At 68.3% G+C, this 20,968-nt stretch carries 20 protein-coding genes and 1 pseudogene; 10 read left to right on the top strand and 11 right to left on the bottom strand.

The features are described from left to right. Positions 1-26: 26 nt before the first annotated feature. Positions 27-374 carry a divalent-cation tolerance protein CutA gene (cutA, locus tag OG953_RS29485; protein WP_405688074.1) on the bottom strand — a complete coding sequence of 116 codons (348 nt, stop codon included), beginning with the start codon at positions 372-374 and terminating at the stop codon, positions 27-29. Between the two features lie 90 nt (positions 375-464). Next, entirely contained in the window at positions 465-1,091 is a 627-nt protein-coding gene (locus OG953_RS29480; RefSeq protein WP_405688073.1) for an NADPH-dependent FMN reductase, read from the bottom strand. Between the two features lie 88 nt (positions 1,092-1,179). Between OG953_RS29480 and OG953_RS29475 the strand changes: the two genes are divergently transcribed. The 4 genes and pseudogenes from OG953_RS29475 to OG953_RS29460 all read left to right on the top strand — a co-directional run bounded on the left by OG953_RS29475 (position 1,180) and on the right by OG953_RS29460 (position 3,946). Beyond that, a complete protein-coding gene (locus OG953_RS29475) occupies positions 1,180-1,980 on the top strand; it encodes an aminotransferase class IV family protein (RefSeq protein WP_405688071.1) in 801 nt (266 codons plus the stop codon). A gap of 67 nt (positions 1,981-2,047) precedes the next feature. Next, positions 2,048-2,131: pseudogene (locus OG953_RS29470) on the top strand (DUF5990 family protein); the annotation flags it as partial. Positions 2,132-2,522: 391 nt separating this feature from the next. After that, positions 2,523-3,212, top strand: a complete 690-nt coding sequence (locus tag OG953_RS29465) for a hypothetical protein (RefSeq protein WP_405688069.1) — start codon at positions 2,523-2,525, stop codon at positions 3,210-3,212. A 110-nt stretch (positions 3,213-3,322) separates the two neighbouring features. Continuing rightward, positions 3,323-3,946 carry a class F sortase gene (locus OG953_RS29460; RefSeq protein WP_405688068.1) on the top strand — a complete coding sequence of 208 codons (624 nt, stop codon included), beginning with the start codon at positions 3,323-3,325 and terminating at the stop codon, positions 3,944-3,946. Between the two features lie 21 nt (positions 3,947-3,967). On the opposite strand, the gene OG953_RS29455 is transcribed toward OG953_RS29460, so the two are convergent. Continuing rightward, the gene (locus OG953_RS29455) at positions 3,968-4,756 is read right to left on the bottom strand and encodes a sulfite exporter TauE/SafE family protein (RefSeq protein ID WP_405688067.1); all 789 of its coding nucleotides are present in this window, start codon (positions 4,754-4,756) and stop codon (positions 3,968-3,970) included. Between the two features lie 180 nt (positions 4,757-4,936). Between OG953_RS29455 and OG953_RS29450 the strand changes: the two genes are divergently transcribed. Beyond that, positions 4,937-5,866: an oxidoreductase gene (locus tag OG953_RS29450; protein WP_405688065.1), complete on the top strand. Its 930-nt coding sequence runs from the start codon at positions 4,937-4,939 to the stop codon at positions 5,864-5,866. A 31-nt stretch (positions 5,867-5,897) separates the two neighbouring features. Here OG953_RS29450 and OG953_RS29445 read toward each other — a convergent pair whose 3' ends face one another. The 4 genes from OG953_RS29445 to dusB all read right to left on the bottom strand — a co-directional run bounded on the left by OG953_RS29445 (position 5,898) and on the right by dusB (position 12,433). Beyond that, positions 5,898-6,311, bottom strand: a complete 414-nt coding sequence (locus OG953_RS29445; RefSeq protein ID WP_405688063.1) for a VOC family protein — start codon at positions 6,309-6,311, stop codon at positions 5,898-5,900. A 102-nt stretch (positions 6,312-6,413) separates the two neighbouring features. Beyond that, the gene (locus tag OG953_RS29440) at positions 6,414-7,388 is read right to left on the bottom strand and encodes an ArsR/SmtB family transcription factor (RefSeq protein ID WP_405688061.1); all 975 of its coding nucleotides are present in this window, start codon (positions 7,386-7,388) and stop codon (positions 6,414-6,416) included. A gap of 502 nt (positions 7,389-7,890) precedes the next feature. Further along, a complete protein-coding gene (gene ppdK, locus OG953_RS29435) occupies positions 7,891-10,638 on the bottom strand; it encodes a pyruvate, phosphate dikinase (protein ID WP_405688060.1) in 2,748 nt (915 codons plus the stop codon). 646 nt (positions 10,639-11,284) lie between these two features. Then, a complete protein-coding gene (gene dusB / locus OG953_RS29430; RefSeq protein ID WP_351253604.1) occupies positions 11,285-12,433 on the bottom strand; it encodes a tRNA dihydrouridine synthase DusB in 1,149 nt (382 codons plus the stop codon). Between the two features lie 70 nt (positions 12,434-12,503). Here dusB and OG953_RS29425 point away from each other — a divergent pair, with 70 nt between their 5' ends. Next, entirely contained in the window at positions 12,504-13,988 is a 1,485-nt protein-coding gene (locus OG953_RS29425; RefSeq protein WP_405688059.1) for an MFS transporter, read from the top strand. Positions 13,989-14,091: 103 nt separating this feature from the next. On the opposite strand, the gene OG953_RS29420 is transcribed toward OG953_RS29425, so the two are convergent. From OG953_RS29420 to OG953_RS29410, 3 genes are all read right to left on the bottom strand, one after another. Beyond that, positions 14,092-14,358, bottom strand: coding sequence for a DUF6243 family protein (locus tag OG953_RS29420; protein WP_383756385.1), 267 nt, complete (start codon positions 14,356-14,358; stop codon positions 14,092-14,094). Positions 14,359-14,579: 221 nt separating this feature from the next. Continuing rightward, a complete protein-coding gene (locus OG953_RS29415) occupies positions 14,580-14,792 on the bottom strand; it encodes a hypothetical protein (protein ID WP_405688058.1) in 213 nt (70 codons plus the stop codon). 23 nt (positions 14,793-14,815) lie between these two features. Beyond that, positions 14,816-16,030, bottom strand: a complete 1,215-nt coding sequence (locus tag OG953_RS29410; protein ID WP_405688057.1) for an RNA-guided endonuclease InsQ/TnpB family protein — start codon at positions 16,028-16,030, stop codon at positions 14,816-14,818. Between the two features lie 51 nt (positions 16,031-16,081). Here OG953_RS29410 and tnpA point away from each other — a divergent pair, with 51 nt between their 5' ends. Further along, entirely contained in the window at positions 16,082-16,522 is a 441-nt protein-coding gene (gene tnpA / locus OG953_RS29405; protein WP_405688055.1) for an IS200/IS605 family transposase, read from the top strand. Between the two features lie 181 nt (positions 16,523-16,703). On the opposite strand, the gene OG953_RS29400 is transcribed toward tnpA, so the two are convergent. Continuing rightward, positions 16,704-18,086 (bottom strand): glycine--tRNA ligase, encoded by a 1,383-nt coding sequence (locus tag OG953_RS29400; RefSeq protein ID WP_405688054.1) that lies wholly within the window; start codon positions 18,084-18,086, stop codon positions 16,704-16,706. 208 nt (positions 18,087-18,294) lie between these two features. Here OG953_RS29400 and OG953_RS29395 point away from each other — a divergent pair, with 208 nt between their 5' ends. The 3 genes from OG953_RS29395 to OG953_RS29385 are packed head-to-tail and all read left to right on the top strand — an operon-like array spanning position 18,295 to position 20,965. Further along, entirely contained in the window at positions 18,295-19,248 is a 954-nt protein-coding gene (locus OG953_RS29395; protein WP_405688052.1) for a metal ABC transporter substrate-binding protein, read from the top strand. A gap of 38 nt (positions 19,249-19,286) precedes the next feature. Further along, a complete protein-coding gene (locus OG953_RS29390) occupies positions 19,287-20,069 on the top strand; it encodes a metal ABC transporter ATP-binding protein (protein ID WP_405688050.1) in 783 nt (260 codons plus the stop codon). A 2-nt stretch (positions 20,070-20,071) separates the two neighbouring features. Then, the gene (locus tag OG953_RS29385) at positions 20,072-20,965 is read left to right on the top strand and encodes a metal ABC transporter permease (RefSeq protein WP_405688049.1); all 894 of its coding nucleotides are present in this window, start codon (positions 20,072-20,074) and stop codon (positions 20,963-20,965) included. Positions 20,966-20,968 lie beyond the last annotated feature (3 nt).

Here is a 20,968-nt window from a genome sequence, read left to right as displayed (position 1 = left end):
CGGGCGACCCCGGGCGGGTGCCGGCTCTACAGAGAGATGACCGGGGCGGTCTCGGCGGAGACCCAGTCGAGGTAACGGGCGCTGCCCCGTACCACCGGGATCGCGACGATCTCCGGAGTTTCGTAGTCGTGCGCCGCCAGGAGATGGGCCTCCAGTTCGTCGTACCGCTCGGCCGTCGTCTTGAACAGCAGCTGCCACTCCTCGGTGGTCTCGATGGCGTTCTGCCAGCGGTAGACCGAGGTCACGGGCGCGGAGATCTGTACGCAGGCGGCGAGCCGCGCCTCCACCGCGCCCTGCGCCAGGGAATGGGCCTTCTCCTCGCTGTCCGTCGTGGTCAGCACGGTCAGCACGTTCAGCAATGCCGGCGTCGTCACCTTCGGGCTCCTCGGGGGGTCGATTACGGAGTGTCCTTGCTCCCATCGTCGATTGTCGGGGGCATTGCGGCGCGGCGCAGTGCCCGGTGGTCAGACGCCGTAGGGATGAACGGCCTTGGCGTCGCGCAGCGCGCGCCCCCACCAGACCAGCTGGTCGAGCAGCGTCTTGGCCGCCGCGTCGCAGCCCGCCGGGTCCTTGTGCCTGCCCTCGTCGTCGAACAGCGCGCCCGCGTTGTGGAACGACACCGTTTCCCGGATGCCGACGCTGTGCAGCTCCGCGAAGACCTGCCTCAGATGCTCGACGGCGCGCAGACCTCCGGAGACTCCGCCGTACGAGACGAAGGCGACGGGTTTGGCCTGCCACTCGGCGTGGTGCCAGTCGATGAGGTTCTTCAGCGGGGCCGGGTACGAGTGGTTGTACTCGGGGGTGATGACGACGAAGGCATCGGCCTCCGCCAATCTGGTCGACACGGCCGCCAGTTGGGCCTGCGCATCGACGTCGGGCCGATAGGAGAGGACGATCGGAAGGTCGAGTTCCGCGATGTCGATCAGGTCGGTCTCGATGTCGGGGTGACCGGTGGTGCGCGAGAGGAACCAGTCGGAGACGACGGGGGCGAACCGTCCCTCGCGATTGCTGGCGAGGATGACCGCGACCTTCAGAGGTGCGGTGGAGGCGGTCGTGGATGCGATGGATGAGGATGTCGCGGTGAGGTCCATACGGAGAGGCTCATATGTCAACCATGGTTGAGGTCAAGTCCTGTCCGTCGGGGGCCGCCGTCGCACGCCGCCGCATACGGTGGATCGCATGACGACTCCCCCTCCCGCACCCTTCCCGTACGCCGAGTTCGACGGGCACCCGGCCACCGAGGCGGATCTGCGGATTCCCGCCTTCCTCAACTACGGCCATTTCACGGCCATGCAGGTCAGGGACGGAAAGGTGCGCGGCCTCGCCCTGCATCTGGCCCGGCTGGACTCCGCCCATCAGGAGCTGTTCGAGCGCGGTCTCGACGGGGAGCGGGTCCGCGAGCTGATCCGGCACGCGCTGGGCAGTGCCGGGGTACGGGACGCCTCGACCCGGGTGTACGGCTTTCCGTCGCCGGGCGGCACGGAGACGACCGTGATGGTCACGGTGCGCGAGCCGGCGCAGAAGTCCGCCGAACCGCACGACCTGATGTCCGTTCCGTACGCCCGGACCGTGCCGCACATCAAACGTCCCGGCGAGTTCGGCCAGACGTACTACGCAAGGCTCGCGGCACGCGCCGGTTTCGACGAGGCTCTGCTGACCACGCCGGACGGTGCGGTGACCGAGGGTTCGATCACCAACATCGGTTTCTGGGACGGCACTTCGATCGTCTGGCCAAAAGCCCCCTCCCTGCTCGGCATCACCATGGCGCTGCTGGAGCAGGAGCTGCCCGGCGCGGGGCTGGAGTCCGTACGGCGCCCGGTGACGCTGGACGGGCTGGCCGCGTTCCGGTCGGCGTTCATCACCAACTCGCAGGGCATCGCGCCGGTCCGGCGCATCGACGACACCGAGTTCACGGTGGACGAGGAGCTGATGAAGCGGATCGGGCAGGCGTACGACGGTGCGCCGTGGGACACGATCTGACGCCTCCTGGCGTCACGCCTGCCCGCACGGCGGACTCCACGCCCTGCTGCGGACTGCGGTCCGAAGGCGGCTGTCTCTCTCCGATGCCAAGGGGCAGCCGCTCTGTGCCCGGGTGCGGCCGCCGGCCGTCGAATGGTCCGCCGCCGCCCCGGCCCGAGAACGCCGCACCGCAGAACGCCACGGTACGGAACCGCCCCCGCCGGACCCAGGGGGGATGGGCCCGGCGAGGGCGGCGGCCGGGGGCGGCCTGATTCACCGTCCCGTGGGGGGTGTCAGACATGTGCCCGACACCCACAAGGTCATGCGTGTGATGTGCGCCACTCTCCTCCTGGGCGGCGTCACCCAATCGGCACCGGGCGGCACGGGACCGGCCACCCTCGCTTCGATCACCGCTGTGACCTGCACACATTCACCTTGGCAAGGATGCCGCGCCGAGCCATTCGGGTGAAAGCTGACTTCATGTCAGAAGGCATGGGTGGCGGACCGCCCGTTAGCTCGAGGTCAGGACACACCCACTCGCGCAGTTGCCGGAGGAACACCCCATGCGTCCTGCCCGCCTAGTGACCGGTACCGCCGCTTCCGCGATCACCATAGCCACGCTCGGCCTCTTCGCCGCCGGGCCGTCCGCGTACGCAGGTGATGCCGGCGCGCTGCGGGTCGGCTCGGCTGCCGCACCGCGGGCCAATGGCGCCCCGAAGCCGCAGACCGACGACGACGGGGCGAACAACCCCGCCGGGTCCGGAAACGACATCCCCTTCGGCCTCGACAACCCTTCCGGCCTCAATGTCCCCTCGTTGCTCGACTCCGTCGGCGGGCTCGACGCCCTCTCAGGGCTCCGCATCCCCTCCGGGGACGAGGGCTCGGCAAAGCACGACAGCTCGTCGTCCGGACGCGACAACTCATCCGGGCATGAAAGCTCGTCCGGACGCGACAACCAGTCGGGGCGCGACAACTCGTCCGGTCGCGACAACCAGTCCGGAGACGACAACCAGTCCGGAGACGACAACTCGTCCGGACGCGACAACTCCTCGTCCGGGCGTGACGACTCGTCCGGGCGTGACGACTCGTCCGCACCCAAAGCCCCCAGCGGGCACGTCAAAACAGGCGTCGGCGGCAGCGTCCGGCCCGACACCACCCAGATCGCGGCGGGCGCCGGCGTACTCGCCGCGACCGCCGTCGGCGGAGCCTGGCTCCTGCGTCGCCGGGCGAGCGGCACGCAAGGAGCCGGCTGACGGAGACGGATTCACGTCTCCGTACCGCCCGGTTTCCGTCCCGGTGGCCGCGCGCCACCGGGACGGGACCGTCCCCGTACCGTCCCCATTTCGTCATCCGGAGGACGACCGTGTCCCAGAAGGCCAAGAGCTGGCTGCTGGTCGTCGCAGCGCTGGCCGGTATCTGGCTGATCCGTCACGGCGCCGGCGCCGAGCTGATCCCGCCCCAGCCGACCGCCGCCCAGGCATTCGCGGGCGGCCCGGAGCTGCAGCCGGGGTCTCCGGTCGCCGAACCGCTGAAGCCCTCGGCGCCCGTACGCATCCGGATCCCGAGCATCCGGGTGGACGCACCGATGATGCGACTGGGACTCGGGGCCGGCGGCAGTCTCGATGTGCCGCCGGCCGGAAACCGTGACATCGTCGGCTGGTACCGGGACGGCACTCCGCCCGGCTCCAAGGGCAGCGCTATCGTCGCCGGTCATGTCGACAACGCACAGGGGCCGTCGGTCTTCTACAACCTGGGCACCCTGCAGAAGGGCAGCACGGTCGAGGTGGTCCGCCAGGACGGGCGTACCGCCGTCTTCTCACTCGACGCGATCGAGGTCTACGAGAGCAAGAACTTCCCCGACAAACGGGTGTACGGCGCCTCGCCCTACGCCTCGCTGCGGCTGATCACCTGCGGCGGCGGATTCTCGAAGACGACGGGTTACCAGGGCAATGTGGTGGCGTACGCACACCTCACCGAGGTGCGGTGAACCCGCCCGGACGCCCGTCGTTCATGCCGCCCACTGATCGAACGCCAACTTGGCGACCAGCGAGAACACCACGACCAGCAGTACCCCGCGGACGAACTCGCTGCCCTTCCTGAGCGCCATCCGCGCCCCGATCAGCCCACCCGCCAGGTTGAACACGGCCATCAGCGCGGCCAGTTGCCACATCACGCTGCCCTGGTAGGCGAACATCGCCAGCGCCCCGCCGTTGGTGCAGACGTTGACGATCTTGGCGGTGGCGGACGCCGTCACCAGATCCAGGTGGAGCACCGCGGTCAGCGCCAGCACCAGGAACGTTCCGGTGCCGGGGCCGAACAGCCCGTCGTAGAAGCCGATGCCGCCGCCGACGAGCACGATCGCGGTGACGGTGCGGGCCCGGGTGACCTTGTGCGGCGTACCGTCGTCCGTCGCCCTGCCGAACGAGGGCCGCAGCATCACGAACGCCGCGACCGCCAGCAGCACAACCATGATGACCGGGCGCAGCACCTCGCTGCTGATCCCGGCGGCGAAGAACGCACCGGTCATCGATCCGGCCAGTGCCGCGAGCCCGATCCGCAGGGCCGTCCCGACCTTCACCGGTGCCTTGCGTACATACGTCACGGCGGCGCCCGACGTACCGACGATCGCGATCGCCTTGTTCGTGCCGAGGACGTGCGCGGCCGGGACGTGCGGCAGTCCGAGCAGCAGCGCGGGCAGCAGCAGCAGTCCGCCGCCGCCGACCACCGCGTCGATCCAGCCGGCCGCGGCTGCGGCGAGGCAGAGGACGACCAGAGTGGTGAGTGCTATGTCGGGCATGGTCGCGACCATAAGGAGGCAATACGTGCCCCGTCCAACCGCCTCGGCCGGATCGCGGGAAAGTTGAGCCAACTCTGAGGTTCCCGGGCTTCCGGGCCCGCCCGTGCGCTCGCGAGCCCGGCGGAATCCGGACCGGCCCGGCCCGTCCGGCCGGCTCGCCGCGGTCGTACGCTTTGGTCCATGAGCCAGGGCTGGAACGCGAGCGACATCCCCGATCAGAACGGCCGTACGGCCGTGGTCACCGGAGCCAACAGCGGCATCGGACTGATCACTGCGCGGGAGCTGGCGCGGCAGGGCGCGCGGGTGCTGCTCGCCTGCCGTGACGAGACGCGCGGCAAGGAGGCCGAGTCCCGCATCCGGAAGGCCGTGACCGGCGCGGACGTGGAGTTCGTACCGCTCGATCTGGCCGATCTGGATTCCGTACGCAAGTTCGCCGCGGCCCACGCGCCCGACCGGATCGATCTGCTGATCAACAACGCGGGCGTGATGGCTCTTCCGTACGGGAAGACGGCCGACGGCTTCGAGAGGCAGTTCGGCGTCAACCACCTCGGGCACTTCGCGCTCACCGGACTGCTGCTCCCGAAGCTCCTCGACACCCCCGGGGCGCGCGTGGTGAGCATCTCCAGTGGCATGCACGCCCTGTCCAACATCGACATCGGGGATCTCAACAGCGAGCGGAACTACCGCCGTTGGATCGCCTACGGCCGCTCGAAGACCGCCAATCTACTCTTCATCCACGAGCTGGCGCGGCGGCTGTCGGCAGCCGCTTGTGAGGTGGTGGCCGCCGCAGCGCACCCCGGTTACGCGGCAACCGATCTGCAGACGGCGGGCGTCCGGATGGAGAACCGCAAGGCGGCGGAACGGGTGGTCGAGCTCGGTAACCGGATCATCGCCCAGCCCGCGTCGTCCGGTGCGCTGCCCACCCTGTACGCGGCCACCGCGCCCGGCGTACGCCCCGACTCGTTCACCGGGCCGAGGCTGCTGGGCTGGCGCGGTGCGCCCGCCCCGTCCTGGCGGGCGGGCTGGACGCTGAACGATGTGGCGAGCGAACGGCTCTGGGTGGCGTCCGAGCAGCTCACGGGGGTGGCGTATCCGGTCCTCACGGCCTGAGGACCGGATACGCCACCCCTTATCGGAGCATTCAGGACTGCTGCCCCTCGACGGCGGCCGGGTCCATCCACATGACCTCCCAGATGTGATGGTCCGGGTCCTGGAAGGAGCGGCCGTACATATGGCCGTAGTCCACCGGCTCGTTGGCGGGCGATCCCCCGGAGGCGAGGGCGGTGTCCACCAGCTCGTCCACCTTCTCGCGGCTCTCGGCGCTGAGAGCGAGGATTACCTCGGTGGACTTCGAGGAGTCGGCGATCTCCTTCTTGGTGAACTCCTTGAAGCGGGGCTCCGTGAGGAGCATGGCGAAGATCGTGTCGCTGATGACGAGACACGCGGTGTTCTCGTCGCTGAACTGCGGGTTGCAGGAGAAGCCGAGCTTGCCGAAGAAGGCCTTGGTCGTCTCAAGGTCCTTGACCGGAAGGTTCACGAAGATCATCTGAGGCATGGCCGTTCCGTTCTCTCTGGTGTTCGAACGTTTTACGACAGGTAGACGGCGGGGCGGCGCGGAACTCATCGGTACCGGCGAGGAAATTTTCCGCCCGCGGGGTCAGGACATGGCGAGCGGCGCGCCGCCCCGGAGCAGCGATCCGCCCAGCGGGGTCAGCGTGTGCAGGACCGAGCTGCCGTGCCGCAGGGTGTGGATCAGGCCGGCCTCGCGCAGCACACAGGCGTGCTGGCTCGCCGAGGCCAGGGAGACTCCTGCCCGGCGGGCGAGTTCGCTGGTCGTGCAGCCGTTGCCGATGGCCCTCAGGACCGTCGAGCGGGTATTGCCGAGGAGCCTGCCGAGCCAGGGCCCCGGTTCGGCGAAGACCGGGGCGCGGGAGTGGGTGACCGGGTAGACGAGGACCGGCGGGAGCTGTGGGTCGCGGTAGACGACCGGGGTGACGCGGCAGAAGTAGGACGGCTGGAGCAATAACCCCCGTCCGTCCAGATGGAGTTCGCGGTCGACGGGGTAGTCCGCCTCCAGCACGGGGGCCCGCCAGCGGATCATGGGTGGGAGGGAGGCGAGCAGCTCTTGTGCCCCGCCGTCCAGGAGGGCGCGGCCGCGGACGGCGCGGTCGGCCTCGACGCTGGCCTGGATGTGCGGCCAGTACGGTTCGATCGCGGCGCGGTGGTAACCGCGCAGGGCGCCGATGAGCCGGCCGAGCAACTCGGCGTGCCCGTCCGGGGTGCGGCCCGCCTCGCGGTGTTCGGCGCCCAGCAGGGCGAGTTCGGCGCGGATCCGCCGGGGCGGGGTGTCGCGCAGCGCTTCAATTCCGGCGTCGATGCCGTACGGCTCACCGCCTTCCTGAGAAGGCGTCAGAAAGTCCGGGAAATAGCCGCGCGGTGGAATCACCGCGGCCAGCAGGCGTACTTCACCATTCAACCGGGGCCGGGTTTCCGTACGCCATTTCCCGAACACCGTGGAACCGCGCCGGTCCCTCAGCCGATGGAAACTCAGAATGGTTTCCCACAGCGCATCCGGCCGGGTGGCCATCCGCACCTTGGAAAGGTCCACTCCGGACATATGGATACGCAGCACCGAACCCCCATCTGTTGCACCTGCAATTGCCCCCACCCAAGGGTATGCGATCGGTAACAGCACGTCACCACGGGGTTTCGGCCAGAGGTGAAACGTCTCGCCTCCACATGCCGTCTCCCGAAAAGCTGTACGACGTCGGGTGCGAATCCGGAGCCACCGGAAGAGCGAGTGAAGGCCGTGGGGGGTTTTGCTCGTTCGGCAGCGGTCGGCGACGGTGCGGCACCGTACCCGACGGGGGTAAGCCGGGTGCGACCCATGGATGGGGATCCATGGGCCGCACCCCGGTCCGTTCCCGGCCCATGTCTTTGCGCACTGAACGAACTTTGCGTAGTGAACGAAGAAAAGGCACAACGTCGAACAACCATTTTCCCCAGAACAAAACGAAGCAGCGGCATCCCCGCACAGGGTGCCGCCGCCTCTGGGAGTTCCGGAGTTGCCGTCGAGTCGGTGAGGGTACGGGTGAGCCGACGGCGGCTCCGGGGTCAGGGGGTGTGGTGTCGGGTCAGCGGCTGTCGCTGCCCTTCGAGTCCGCTGCCGCGCGGCCCGCCTCCAGGCGGGCGACGGGGATGCGGAACGGGGAGCAGGACACGTAGTCCAGGCCCACCTCGTGGAAGAAGTGCACCGACTCCGGGTCGCCGCCGTGCTCGCCGCAGACGCCGAGCTTGAGGTCCGGGCGGGTGGCACGGCCGGCCGCGACCGCGCTGCGGACCAGCGAGCCCACACCGTCCTTGTCGATCGTCTCGAACGGAGACACCCCGAAGATGCCCTTCTCCAGGTACGCGGTGAAGAACGATGCCTCCACGTCGTCCCGGGAGAAGCCCCACACCGTCTGGGTCAGGTCGTTCGTACCGAAGGAGAAGAACTGCGCGGCCTCGGCGATCTGACCGGCGGTCAGCGCGGCGCGCGGCAGCTCGATCATCGTGCCGATGGTGAGCTTCAGCTCGGTGCCGGTGGCCGCCTCGACCTCGGCGATGACCTGGTCGGCCTCGTCGCGGACGATCTCCAGCTCCTGGACCGTGCCGACCAGCGGAATCATGATCTCGGCGCGCGGGTCGCCCTTGGCGTTCTTGCGGTGCGCGGCCGCCTCGGCGATCGCCCGGACCTGCATCGCGAACAGGCCGGGGATGACCAGGCCGAGCCGTACTCCGCGCAGACCGAGCATCGGGTTCTGCTCGTGCAGCTTGTGCACGGCCTGGAGCAGACGCAGGTCGTTCTCGTTGGCGTCCTTGCGGGACTCGGCGAGCGCGACGCGCACCGACAGTTCCGTGATGTCCGGCAGGAACTCGTGCAGCGGCGGGTCGAGCAGCCGTACGGTGACGGGCAGTCCGTCCATCGACTCGAACAGCTCGATGAAGTCGGCCTTCTGCAGCGGCAGCAGCTCCGCCAGCGCGGTCTCGCGCTCCTCGTCCGTGTCGGCGAGGATCAGCTTCTCGACCATCTCGCGGCGCTCGCCGAGGAACATGTGCTCGGTACGGCACAGGCCGATGCCTTGGGCTCCGAAGCGGCGGGCGCGCAGCGCGTCCTCGGCGTTGTCGGCGTTGGCCCGCACCCGCAGCCGACGCACCCGGTCCGCGTACGCCATGATCCGGTGCACGGCGGCGACCAGCTCGTCGGCGTCGTCGGCGCCCGCGTGCATCCGGCCCTCGAAGTACTCGACGACCGGGGACGGGACGACGGGGACCTCGCCGAGGTACACCTTGCCGGTGGAGCCGTCGATGGAGACGACGTCGCCCTCCTCGATGACCCGGCCGCCCACCATCATCCGGCGGCGCTTGGTGTCGACTTCGAGGTCCTCGGCACCGCAGACACAGGTCTTGCCCATGCCGCGTGCGACGACGGCGGCGTGCGAGGTCTTGCCGCCGCGCGAGGTCAGGATGCCCTCGGCCGCGATCATGCCGTCGAGGTCGTCGGGGTTGGTCTCGCGGCGGATGAGGATGACCTTCTCGCCGGAGCGGGACCACTTGACGGCGGTGTACGAGTCGAAGACCGCCTTGCCGACCGCGGCGCCCGGCGACGCGGCGATGCCACGGCCGAGCAGCTGCGTCTTGGCTTCCTCGTCGAAGCGCGGGAACATCAGCTGCGCGAGCTGCGCCCCGTTGACCCGCTGGAGCGCCTCGGCCTCGTCGATCAGGCCCTGGTCGACGAGCTGCGTGGCGATCCGGAAGGCGGCACCCGCCGTGCGCTTGCCGACCCGGGTCTGGAGCATCCACAGCTGGCCGCGCTCGATGGTGAACTCGATGTCGCACAGGTCCTTGTAGTGCGTTTCGAGGGTTTCCATGATCTGCATCAGCTGGTCGTACGACTTCTTGTCGATCGACTCCAGATCGGCGAGCGGCACGGTGTTGCGGATACCGGCGACGACGTCCTCGCCCTGCGCGTTCTGAAGGTAGTCGCCGTAGACGCCCTGGTGACCGCTGGCCGGGTCGCGGGTGAACGCGACTCCGGTACCGGAGTCGGGACCGAGGTTGCCGAAGACCATCGAGCAGATGTTGACGGCCGTGCCGAGGTCGCCGGGGATGCGCTCCTGGCGGCGGTAGAGCTTGGCCCGGTCGGTGTTCCACGAGTCGAAGACGGCCTTTATGGCCAGGTCCATCTGCTCGCGCGGGTCCTGCGGGAAGTCACGTCCGGCGTCCCGCGAGACGATCTTCTTGAACTGCTTGACCAGCTTCTTCAGGTCGGCCGCGTCGAGATCCACATCGACCGTGACGCCCTTGGCCTCCTTCGCCGCCTCCAGCGCCTCCTCGAAGAGGTCGCCGTCGACACCGAGGACGGTCTTGCCGAACATCTGGATGAGGCGGCGGTAGGAGTCCCACGCGAACCGCTCGTCGCCGGCCTGGGCGGTGAGACCGACCACGGACTCGTCGGAGAGGCCGATGTTGAGGACCGTGTCCATCATGCCGGGCATCGAGAACTTCGCGCCGGAGCGGACCGAGACCAGGAGCGGGTCGTCCGCCTGGCCGAGCTTCTTGCCCATCCGCGCCTCAAGGGCGTCGAGATGCGCGCTGACCTCGTCGCGCAGCTTCGTCGGCTCCTGGCCACTGTCGAGGTAGACCTTGCACGCCTCGGTGGTGATGGTGAAGCCCGGAGGGACGGGGAGCCCGAGATTGGTCATCTCGGCGAGGTTGGCACCCTTCCCGCCGAGCAGGTCCTTCAGATCCTTGTTGCCCTCGGTGAAGTCATAAACGAACTTCTCGCCCTGGGGCTCCCGGGATTCCGGGGTGGATACGTGGGGATCTTTGTTTTCCGACACGGGTCTCGACTCCTCGAGGACGCTGTGGCTGCCCTGACGGCGAGGAACATACCCAGATCGAAGGTGTCTGGGTACGTCCACTTGCGCGTCATGAGGCCTCAACCACCCGTCCGCCAGCAGATCGAAAGTGACATGACCTGTCCCTCGATCGAAGGAATGTCTTCACTTCTTGAATGAATAAGCACTCAGCGCGACCGGAATACCCTCAATCGACCACGCAGCGCAGTGGAAGCGTCGATCGATCAAAGTGAAGCCCCTTGGCACCCAGTGCCATCATTTGAGAAGTGCACCTCCCAAATCTGCGCTCATTTGAGCGATGCGGTTCTCAGGGTGGCGAGAATCACTCTACGATCGGCGCTCAGATGTCACCATCCGGACGGGCGAGGGGCGGCTGATGGTCACCCTTTGATCATCAAGATGCAGCCGAGTGTGAGCAGATTCAATGCGCGATGCCCCGTGCGGGCGCATTAAGGCTCACCCTTGGCTGGATATCGCCGAATCCGGCTCAATGTGGCGCTCATATGAGCGATGCAAAGGAAGAGGCACGCGGTGCCTGTGATGCCGCGTGCCTCTTGAAGGGACCCGGAGGGCCGGGGAAGCTGTGGAAGGCCCCCGCCGGAACCCCCGTCAGGCCCCGGGAGTGTTCTCAGCCGCCCGAGGTGTCCAGCTCCGCGTCGGCGCTCACGCCCGCGCAGTCGTACGGGTCCTTCAGCCAGCCGTCCGGCAGGACCACCCGGTTGTTGCCCGAGGTTCGCCCGCGCGGCCCGTCCGCGCCGTCCGGCCACGGCTGGTCCAGGTCCAGCTCCTGCAGCTGACCGCCCAGCTCGTCCAGCGACGAGGTGACCGCCAGCTTCTTGCGCATCTCGGAGCCGACCGAGAAGCCCTTGAGGTACCAGGCGACATGCTTGCGGAAGTCGATCACGCCACGGGTCTCGTCACCGATCCACTCCCCCAACAGCGTCGCGTGCCTCAGCATGACGGTGGCGACCTCCCGGAGCGCCGGCGCCCGCCTCGTCTCCGTACCCTCGAACGCGCTCACCAGGTCGCCGAAGAGCCAGGGGCGGCCCAGGCAGCCCCGGCCCACGACCACGCCGTCGCAGCCGGTCTCACGCATCATCCGGCGGGCGTCGTCCGCGCACCAGATGTCGCCGTTGCCGAGGACCGGGATCTCCGGGACGTGCTCCTTGAGGCGGGCGATGGCTTCCCAGTCCGCGGTGCCGCCGTAGTGCTGGGCGGCCGTCCTGCCGTGCAGGGCGACGGCCGTGACACCTTCCTCGACCGCGATCCGGCCCGCGTCGAGGTAAGTGATGTGGTCGTCGTCGATGCCCTTGCGCATCTTGATGGTGACCGGCAGATCGCCCGCGTTGGAGACCGCCTGGTTGAGGATCGCGCGCAGCAGTGGCCGCTTGTACGGGAGCGCCGAGCCGCCGCCCTTGCGGGTCACCTTGGGGACCGGGCAGCCGAAGTTCAGGTCGATGTGGTCGGCGAGGTTCTCGTCGACGATCATACGGACGGCCTTGCCGACGGTGACCGGGTCCACTCCGTACAGCTGGATCGAGCGCGGGGTCTCGCTCGCGTCGAAGTGGATGAGCTGCATGGTCTTCTCATTGCGCTCGACCAGCGCCCGCGTGGTGATCATCTCGCTGACGAACAGCCCCTTGCCGCCGGAGAACTCCCGGCACAGGGTGCGGAACGGGGCGTTGGTGATGCCGGCCATGGGGGCGAGCACCACCGGCGGCTGCACCGTGTGGGGGCCGATCCGGAGCAGCGGGAGCGAAGGGGCGAGCGTGGTCATTGCTCCATTGTCGCGTACGGCGCGGAGCGGCCCGTCGGCAGAGTTCGTTAGTTAACCGTACTATCCAAGTATGCCCGAGCTGAGCCCCCGCCGACGGCAGCTGGTGCTGGCGATCTGCTGCATGAGTCTGCTGATCGTCAGCCTCGACAACACCGTCCTCAATGTCGCCCTGCCTTCCATGCAGAAGGAACTGCACGCCACCGTCGCAGGCATGCAGTGGACGATCGACGCCTACACCCTCGTCCTCGCCTCGCTGCTGATGCTCGCGGGCTCCACCGCCGACCGGATAGGGCGCCGGAAGATCTTCAAGATCGGGCTCGTCCTCTTCACCCTCGGCTCGGCGCTCTGCTCCCTGGCGCCGAACCTGGAGTCGCTGGTGGCGTTCCGGATGGTGCAGGCGGTGGGCGGCTCGATGCTCAACCCTGTCGCGATGTCGATCATCACCAACACCTTCACCGACCCGCGCGAGCGGGCCCGCGCCATCGGGGTGTGGGGCGGTGTCGTCGGCATCTCCATGGCGGCGGGCCCGGTGGTCGGCGGCCTCCTGGTGGACTCGGTCGGCTGGCGGTCCATCTTCTGGATCAATCTGCCGGTCGGTCTCGCCGCGCTGCTGCTCACCTGGCGGTACGTCCCCGAGTCCCGCGCCCCCAAGCCGCGCCGCCCCGATCCCGTGGGGCAACTGCTGGTCGTCGGACTGCTCGGTCCGCTGACGTACGCGATCATCGAGGCGCCCTCGGTGGGCTGGACCTCGCCGCGGATCCTGGTGTTCACGGCGCTCGCCGTGTGCTCGCTCGTCGGGCTGCTGCTGTACGAGCCCAGGCGCGCCGAGCCCCTCATCGATCTGAGGTTCTTCCACAGCGCCCCGTTCAGCGGTGCCACCGCCATCGCGGTCTGCGCCTTCGCCGCACTGAGCGGGTTCCTCTTCCTCAACACGCTGTATCTGCAGAACGTGCGCGGTCTGAGCGCTTTGCACGCCGGTCTGTACATGCTGCCGATGGCGGCCCTGACCTTTGTCTGCGCACCGCTGTCGGGCCGGCTCGTCGGCAGCCGGGGGCCGCGGCTGCCGCTGCTGGTGGCGGGCGTGGCCATGACGGCGTGCGGACTGTTGTTCGCCGCGTTCGACGCGGAGACGGACGACGTCCTGCTGTTCACCGGCTATGTGCTGTTCGGTCTCGGCTTCGGCATGGTGAACGCGCCGATCACCAACACCGCCGTCTCCGGGATGCCGCGCTCACAGGCCGGTGTGGCGGCGGCGGTCGCCTCGACCAGCCGGCAGATCGGCGGAACGCTCGGGGTCGCCGTGATCGGCGCGGTGCTGGCGGCGGGCGTGGCCGGTACCGGTTCGCCGCGCGGCGCCGAGTACGCGGCCGCCTTCGTGGACGCGAGCAAGCCCGCCTGGTGGATCCTCGCCGGGTGCGGGCTGTGCGTCCTGTTGGTGGGGGCGCTGACCAGTGGGCACTGGGCGCTGGAGACGGCGCGCCGTACCGCGGAGCGGCTGGAGGCGCCGACGGGTGCCCCCGCCGGGCATCAGGCGTCGGCGGGTTCCAGGGCGTGAAGACGGAGCAGCCGCTGCCGGGGCGCGGACAAGCGGACAAGGGCGTGGGCCCGGATCACTTCAGCTGATCCGGGCCCACGGTCGTACGGGTGATCAGGAGGCGTCAGCTCCGCGCCGAGTCGTCCTGCTCGGACGCGCTCGGCTGCGCGGTGCCGTCCGACGACGGCTCGGCCCGGGCAGAGCCGTCGTCGGAGTCGGAGGCTGATCCCGACTGCGCGCGCTCGCGCATCTTGCGCAGCAGTTCCTGCTTCTGGTCGGCGGCCGCCTTGCGGTCGGTGGTGCGGGCAGCGCCCACGCCCTGCTGCTCGGCGCGGGACAGCTTCTTGCGCTGTCCGCCCACACCGAGGAGGTTGTTACGGCTCTTGGCCACGGCGTTCTCCCATTCGTGGTGAGAATTGAGGTCTGAGGCGACCTGGATCGGTCCGATGGGCGGCGGGTGGTCGGGCCCGCCGCACTCTCACTCGTAGATCTGGAAGAACGAAGACATGCCCGAACCGTACCCCGGCCGGAACGGGCTCAGCACCCGGTTTTCCACCGGGTCGGCGCCCGTGCCGGTCTCGCGCCGGCGGACAGCGGCTGCGGACGGCCCGCTCAGGCGGTCCGGTCGACCGTTGCCTGGTGCGCCTCGGCGAGATGTTCCTCGGCCTTGAGCCAGGGCAGGAACTGCACGCCCTTGCGCCAGCCGCAGGTGTCGCAGTTCAGCTGCCGCTGCATCCTCGACTTCGTGACGTGGACGATGAGTTCACGGCCGTGCTGATCCCATCTGCTGAGCGCTGACCTTGCTCGTGGTCGTGACTCCTCCACCCCGTGAACGGGGTGGCTTCTCGCTATGCCTGGTTGGCGTCGCGGCGGACCAGCCCGGCCCGTAGAACGTTGGTTGCTCCAACGACGTCGGCGTGTGCCTGGTGGCCGCACGAGACGCAGTGGAACTTCTCCTGTGTGGGCCGGTTCTCCTTGGCGGTGTGCCCGCATTCGGGGCAGGTCCGGGAGGTGTTGCGGGGGTCCACGGCGATCACTTCCCGTCCGGCGCTCTCAGCCTTGGCGTACAGGATCGTCAGGAACACCCCCCATCCGGCATCGGCAATGCAACGGTTGAGCCCGGATTTCGCCGCTGCCCCGTTGGGCAGGAAAGTGCCCGGCGTTCCAGGGTCGGGCTTCGGTGCGGGGGCCTTGCTCATGTTGCGGATCTTGAGGTCTTCGTGCGCGATGAAGTCGTGCTCACGGACCAGGGCGAGCGCGGTCTTGTGCGCGTGGTCGAGCCGCTGGCGTCGGACCTTGCCGTGGAGCGTGGCAACCTTCTCCACGGCCCGCTGGTGGTTTTTCGTGCGGTCTTCAGCTTTGCGGCGTGGGAACCGGCTCAGGGCCTGCTGTGCGGCTTCGAGTTTCGCGGCGGCCTTGCGGCCGTGGCGCGGGTTGGGGACGTGTACGCCGTTGGAGTCGGTGAGGAACGAGGCAATGCCCAGGTCGATACCGGCGACGCTGCCCGTGGGCGGGAGCGGTTCGGGCCGGTCCTGCTCGGCGGTGAGCACGACGAACCACTTGCGGCCCTCGCGCTTGACGCTGACGGTCTTGACCTTGCCGACCACCGCACGGTGCTGGTTGACCTTGACGTGCCCGACGCCCTGGAAACGGACCCGGGTAACGGGGTCGTGCGGGGTGGAGTTCCACCGGCAGCCGTCGCCGTCCTTGGCAAAATCCACCGTGTCGAACCAGTTCACCCCACGAAAGCGCGGGTAGCCAGGCGTCTCGCCGACCTTGATCCGCCGGAAGAACGCACCGAACGCCTTGTCCAGGCGACGCAGCGTGGCCTGCTGCGAGGAGAAGGACCAGCGGCCCTGCCGCTCCGGGTCGAACGCCCGGATCTCCTTCAGCTGTGCAGACTGCACCCCGTACTTGATGCTCGTCCTCGACACGTGCCGGAAGGCATCACGGCGTTCCTGTAATGCCCCGTTGTAGAGCGAACAGTGGTCGCGCAGCATCTCGCCGAGCGCGACTGCCTGACCCACGGTGGGCCGCATGAGGAATTTGTACGCACGGATCACCGGCCCACCCCCCTTCCGGTCGAGCTCGCTCGATCATACTACACTTGGTCTATGTCACCACGCTGGGAACCGAATTCCGAGGTCCGTCGGGGCCGTCACGTTGTCTGCAATCTCCACGCACACTTGGTGTTCGTGACAAAGTACCGGGGCGAAGTCTTCGACGACGCCATGCTGACGCGCTGCGAGGAGATCATGAGGAACGTCTGCGCGGACTTCGGCGCGGAGCTGATCGAGTTCAACGGCGAAGAGGATCACGTGCACCTCCTGGTGCACTACCCGCCGAAGGTCGCCCTGTCGGCCCTGGTGAACTCACTCAAGGGCGTATCCTCCCGCTACTTGCGGCAAGAGTTCACCGACCACGTCAACCGCTTCATCATGCACGGCCGTTTCTGGTCAGGCTCCTACTTCGCCGGATCCTGCGGTGGCGCTCCACTGGATACCGTCAAGCAGTACATCGAACAGCAAAAACGTCCACTCCAGCCTGAGAACTAGAGCAGCCCCAAGACCGGATCCCCTCCCCACCTGAACACGGGGATTCCCTCCAAAGAGAGGGATGGACGGCATGCGGGCCTCCTGGTGACGCATTGACGCAACTGCTCAGCGTGGACAGTGTGCGACGAAGCCCCCGGTTCCGTACGAGGAACCGGGGGCTTCGCCGTGAAACCGTGGTGCGTCAGCAGCCCAGCAGCCGGGCGCCGAGGTAGGCCTGGATCTGGTCCAGGGAGACGCGCTCCTGCTTCATGGTGTCGCGCTCGCGCACGGTCACCGCGTTGTCGTCGAGGGTGTCGAAGTCGACGGTGACGCAGAACGGCGTACCGATCTCGTCCTGACGACGGTAGCGGCGGCCGATGGCGCCCGCGTCGTCGAACTCGATGTTCCAGTTCTTCCGCAGGTCGGTCGCGAGGCCCTTGGCCTTCGGCGACAGCTGCGGGTTGCGGGACAGCGGCAGGACGGCGACCTTGACCGGCGCGAGGCGCGGGTCGAGACGCATCACGGTGCGCTTCTCCATGACGCCCTTGGCATTGGGCGCCTCGTCCTCGATGTAGGCGTCGAGGAGGAACGCGAGCATCGCGCGGCCGACACCGGCTGCAGGCTCGATGACGTACGGAGTCCAGCGCTCGCCGGCCTCCTGGTCGAAGAAGGACAGGTCCGTGCCCGAGGCCTTGGAGTGCGCCTTGAGGTCGTAGTCCGTGCGGTTGGCGACGCCCTCCAGCTCGCCCCACTCGCTGCCGCCGAAGCGGAAGCGGTACTCGATGTCAGCGGTGCGCTTGGAGTAGTGCGAGAGCTTCTCCTGCGGGTGCTCGAACCACCGCATGTTCTCCTCGCGCATGCCCAGGCCGGTGTACCAGTTCCAGCGCTGCTCCATCCAGTACTCCTGCCACTTCTCGTCCTCGCCCGGCTTGACGAAGAACTCCATCTCCATCTGCTCGAACTCGCGGGTACGGAAGATGAAGTTGCCCGGAGTGATCTCGTTCCGGAAGGACTTGCCCATCTGGGCGATACCGAACGGCGGCTTCTTGCGCGAAGTCTGATGCACCTGGCCGAAGTTGGTGAAGATGCCCTGGGCGGTCTCGGGACGCAGGTAGGCGACCGAGCCGGAGTCCTGGGTCGGGCCGAGGTGGGTGGAGAGCAGACCCGAGAACTGCTTGGGCTCGGTGAAGGTGCCCTTGTTGCCGCAGTTGGGGCAGTTGAGCTCGATCAGACCGTTCGCGGGCGCGTGGCCGTGCTTCTCCTCGTACGCCTCCTCCAGGTGGTCGGCGCGGAAGCGCTTGTGACAGGAGGTGCACTCGGTCAGCGGGTCGGTGAACGTGGCGACATGGCCGGAGGCAACCCAGACCTCGGGGGCCAGGATGACCGACGAGTCGATTCCGACCACGTCCTCGCGCGAGGTGACCATGTAGCGCCACCACTGGCGCTTGAGGTTCTCCTTCAGCTCGACGCCCAGCGGCCCGTAGTCCCAGGCGGCGCGCTGACCACCGTAGATCTCACTGCAGGGATAGACGAAGCCACGGCGCTTGCTCAGGCTGACGATGGAGTCGATCTTGTCGGCGGCCACGGTGCTCTCTTCATTACGACGACGAAATTGGACAGGGGTGGCGCGAAGCGCCTCGGTGGGGGGTGGTGGTCGGGAGACGGGCGGGCGAATGCTTCAGATTACCGGCGGGCACGCCCCTTGGATCAAATCGGTATCGGCACAGTCGGCCGAGGGGTCACCCCACCGCCCTTGTTGACAATCGTTTCCAGTTTTGTTGAAAATGACTGTCATGAACGTAAGCCGCCTCATACCCACCGCCACCGTCGCCGGAGCGGTCGTCCTCGGCCTCACCGCCCTCACCGCCTGCTCCGCCTCGGACGCCGCCGACCACAAGAACGGCGACAAGCTGAACGTGGTGGCCTCGTTCTATCCCATGCAGTTCCTGGCCGAGCAGATCGGCGGGAAGCACGTCTCCGTCACCACGCTGACCAAGCCGGGCGTCGAGCCGCACGACCTGGAGCTCACCCCGCGGCAGATCGGCGGACTCGGCGACGCCGACTACATCCTGTACCTCAAGGGCGTCCAGCCCGCCGTCGACGACGCCATCAAGCAGTCCGGCTCGAAGGACATCGTCGACGCCTCGACCCTCACCCGGCTGGAAGACCACGGCACCGAGACCGGCGCCGACGAACACGGCCATGAGCACCACGGAGACGAGGCCGGAGCCGACCCCCACATCTGGCTGGACCCGGTGAAGTACGCCGAGGTCGCCAAGGGCGTCGGAAAGTCCCTGGAGAAGACCGACCCCGACCACGCCGCGGACTACCGCAAGAACACGGACGCGCTGGTCGACAAGCTCGACGCGCTGAACACGGCGTACGAGACGGGCCTGAAGGACACCGCGACCAAGACCTTCATCACCACCCACTCCGCCTTCGGGTACCTCGCCGAGCGCTACGGCCTGACCCAGGAGGGCATCGCCGGCGTCGACCCTGAGGCCGAGCCCAGCCCCGCCCGGATCAGCGAGATCCACACCGTCGCGAAGAAGAACAAGGCCACGACCGTATTCTTCGAGACGCTCGCCAGCGACAAGACCGCGAAGACCCTCGCCAAGGACACCGGCCTGAAGACCGACGTCCTGGACCCGCTGGAGGGAATCACGGACAAGTCCAAGGGCGACAACTACATCGAGGTCATGCAGTCCAATCTCGCCGCCCTGCAGAAGGCGCTCGGCGCGAAGTGACCCACGTAACACCCGCCACAGCAGCATCGGAGGCGCTCATGCCCGAGCCCGGGAGCACCACAACCGAACCCGTGATAGCCCTGCGCGGCGCCACGGCCACGCTCGGCGCGCGTCCGGTGCTGCGCGGCATCGACCTGACCGTCCACCGCGGCGAGGTCGTCGCCCTGCTCGGCGCCAACGGCTCGGGCAAGTCGACCGCCGTGCGCTCCGTCATCGGCCAGGTCCCGCTCACCGGCGGCTCCATCGAGCTGTTCGGCAGCCCGCTGCGCCGCTTCCGCAGCTGGGCGCGGATCGGTTACGTACCCCAGCGCACCACCGCGGCCGGCGGCGTCCCCGCCACGATCCATGAGGTCGTCTCCTCCGGGCGCCTCTCCCGTACGAAGCTGGGGCTGCTCCGCAAGGCCGACCGGGCCGCCGTCGACCGGGCCATCGACCTCGTGGGCCTCTCCGACCGGGCCAAGGACTCCGTGAACGCGCTCTCCGGCGGGCAGCACCAGCGGGTGCTGATCGCCCGGGCGCTGGCCGCCGAACCGGAGCTGCTGATCATGGACGAGCCGATGGCCGGCGTCGACCTGGCCAGCCAGGAGATCCTCGCCGCGACGCTCCGCGAACAGGTCGCTGCCGGCACCACGGTGCTGCTCGTGCTGCATGAGCTCGGCCCGCTGGAACCGCTGATCGACCGCGCCATCGTGCTGCGCGACGGCTGTGTGATGCACGACGGGCCGCCCCCGAAGGCGCTGGGCCAGCACGCCCTGCCCGGACACGACCATGTACACCCCCACGCGGCCTCCGAGCCCGTCCGGACGGGACTGCTGAGCTGATCATGGAATTCCTCGACCCTCCGTTCATGCAGCGGGCACTGCTCGCCGCCGTACTGGTCGGCGTCATCGCCCCCGCCGTCGGCATCTATCTCGTCCAGCGCCGCCAGGCCCTGATGGGCGACGGCATCGGCCATATCGCGATGACCGGTGTCGGCCTCGGCTTCCTGCTCTCCACCAGCCCGGTGTGGATGGCCACGGCGGTCGCCGTCGTCGGCGCCGTCGTGATGGAGCTGATCCGCTGGTACGGACGCACCCGCGGCGACATCGCGCTGGCCATGCTGTTCTACGGCGGTATGGCGGGCGGTGTCCTGCTGATCAACCTCTCCGACACCGGTTCCAACGCCAACCTCACCTCGTATCTCTTCGGCTCCCTCTCCACGGTCTCCACCGAGGACATCACCGCGATCTGTCTGCTGGCCGCCTTTGTGCTGCTGGTGACGCTGGGGCTGCGCCGGCAGCTGTTCGCGGTCAGTCAGGACGAGGAGTTCGCCCGGGTCACCGGGCTGCCGGTGCGCGCACTGAATCTGCTGGTCGCCGTGACGGCGGCGGTGACCGTCACCGTGGCGATGCGGGTTGTCGGGCTGCTGCTGGTCAGCGCGTTGATGGTGGTGCCGGTCGCGGCCGCGCAGCAGATCTCCAGGTCCTTCAAGGTGACGTTCGTACTGTCGGTCGTCATCGGCACGGCGGTGGCTCTGGCCGGCACCGTGACCTCGTACTACCAGGACGTCCCGCCCGGCGCGACGATCGTGCTGCTGGCCATCGCGGTCTTCGTCGCCCTGACGCTGCTCGCGACCCCGCTGGCCAGAAGGCGCGCCCGCCGGAGCGAAGCGGCGTCCGAGGAGTGCACTCTTGAGGTACAGGCCTCCCGCCCGGCCACGGACGAACTCCGGGTTTGACCG

It is taken from the genome of Streptomyces sp. NBC_00057 (genome assembly GCF_045041165.1).
Taxonomy (GTDB): domain Bacteria; phylum Actinomycetota; class Actinomycetes; order Streptomycetales; family Streptomycetaceae; genus Streptomyces.
The sequence above is the reverse complement of the archived record's forward strand: the minus strand, read 5'-3'. Positions and strand labels throughout refer to the sequence as shown.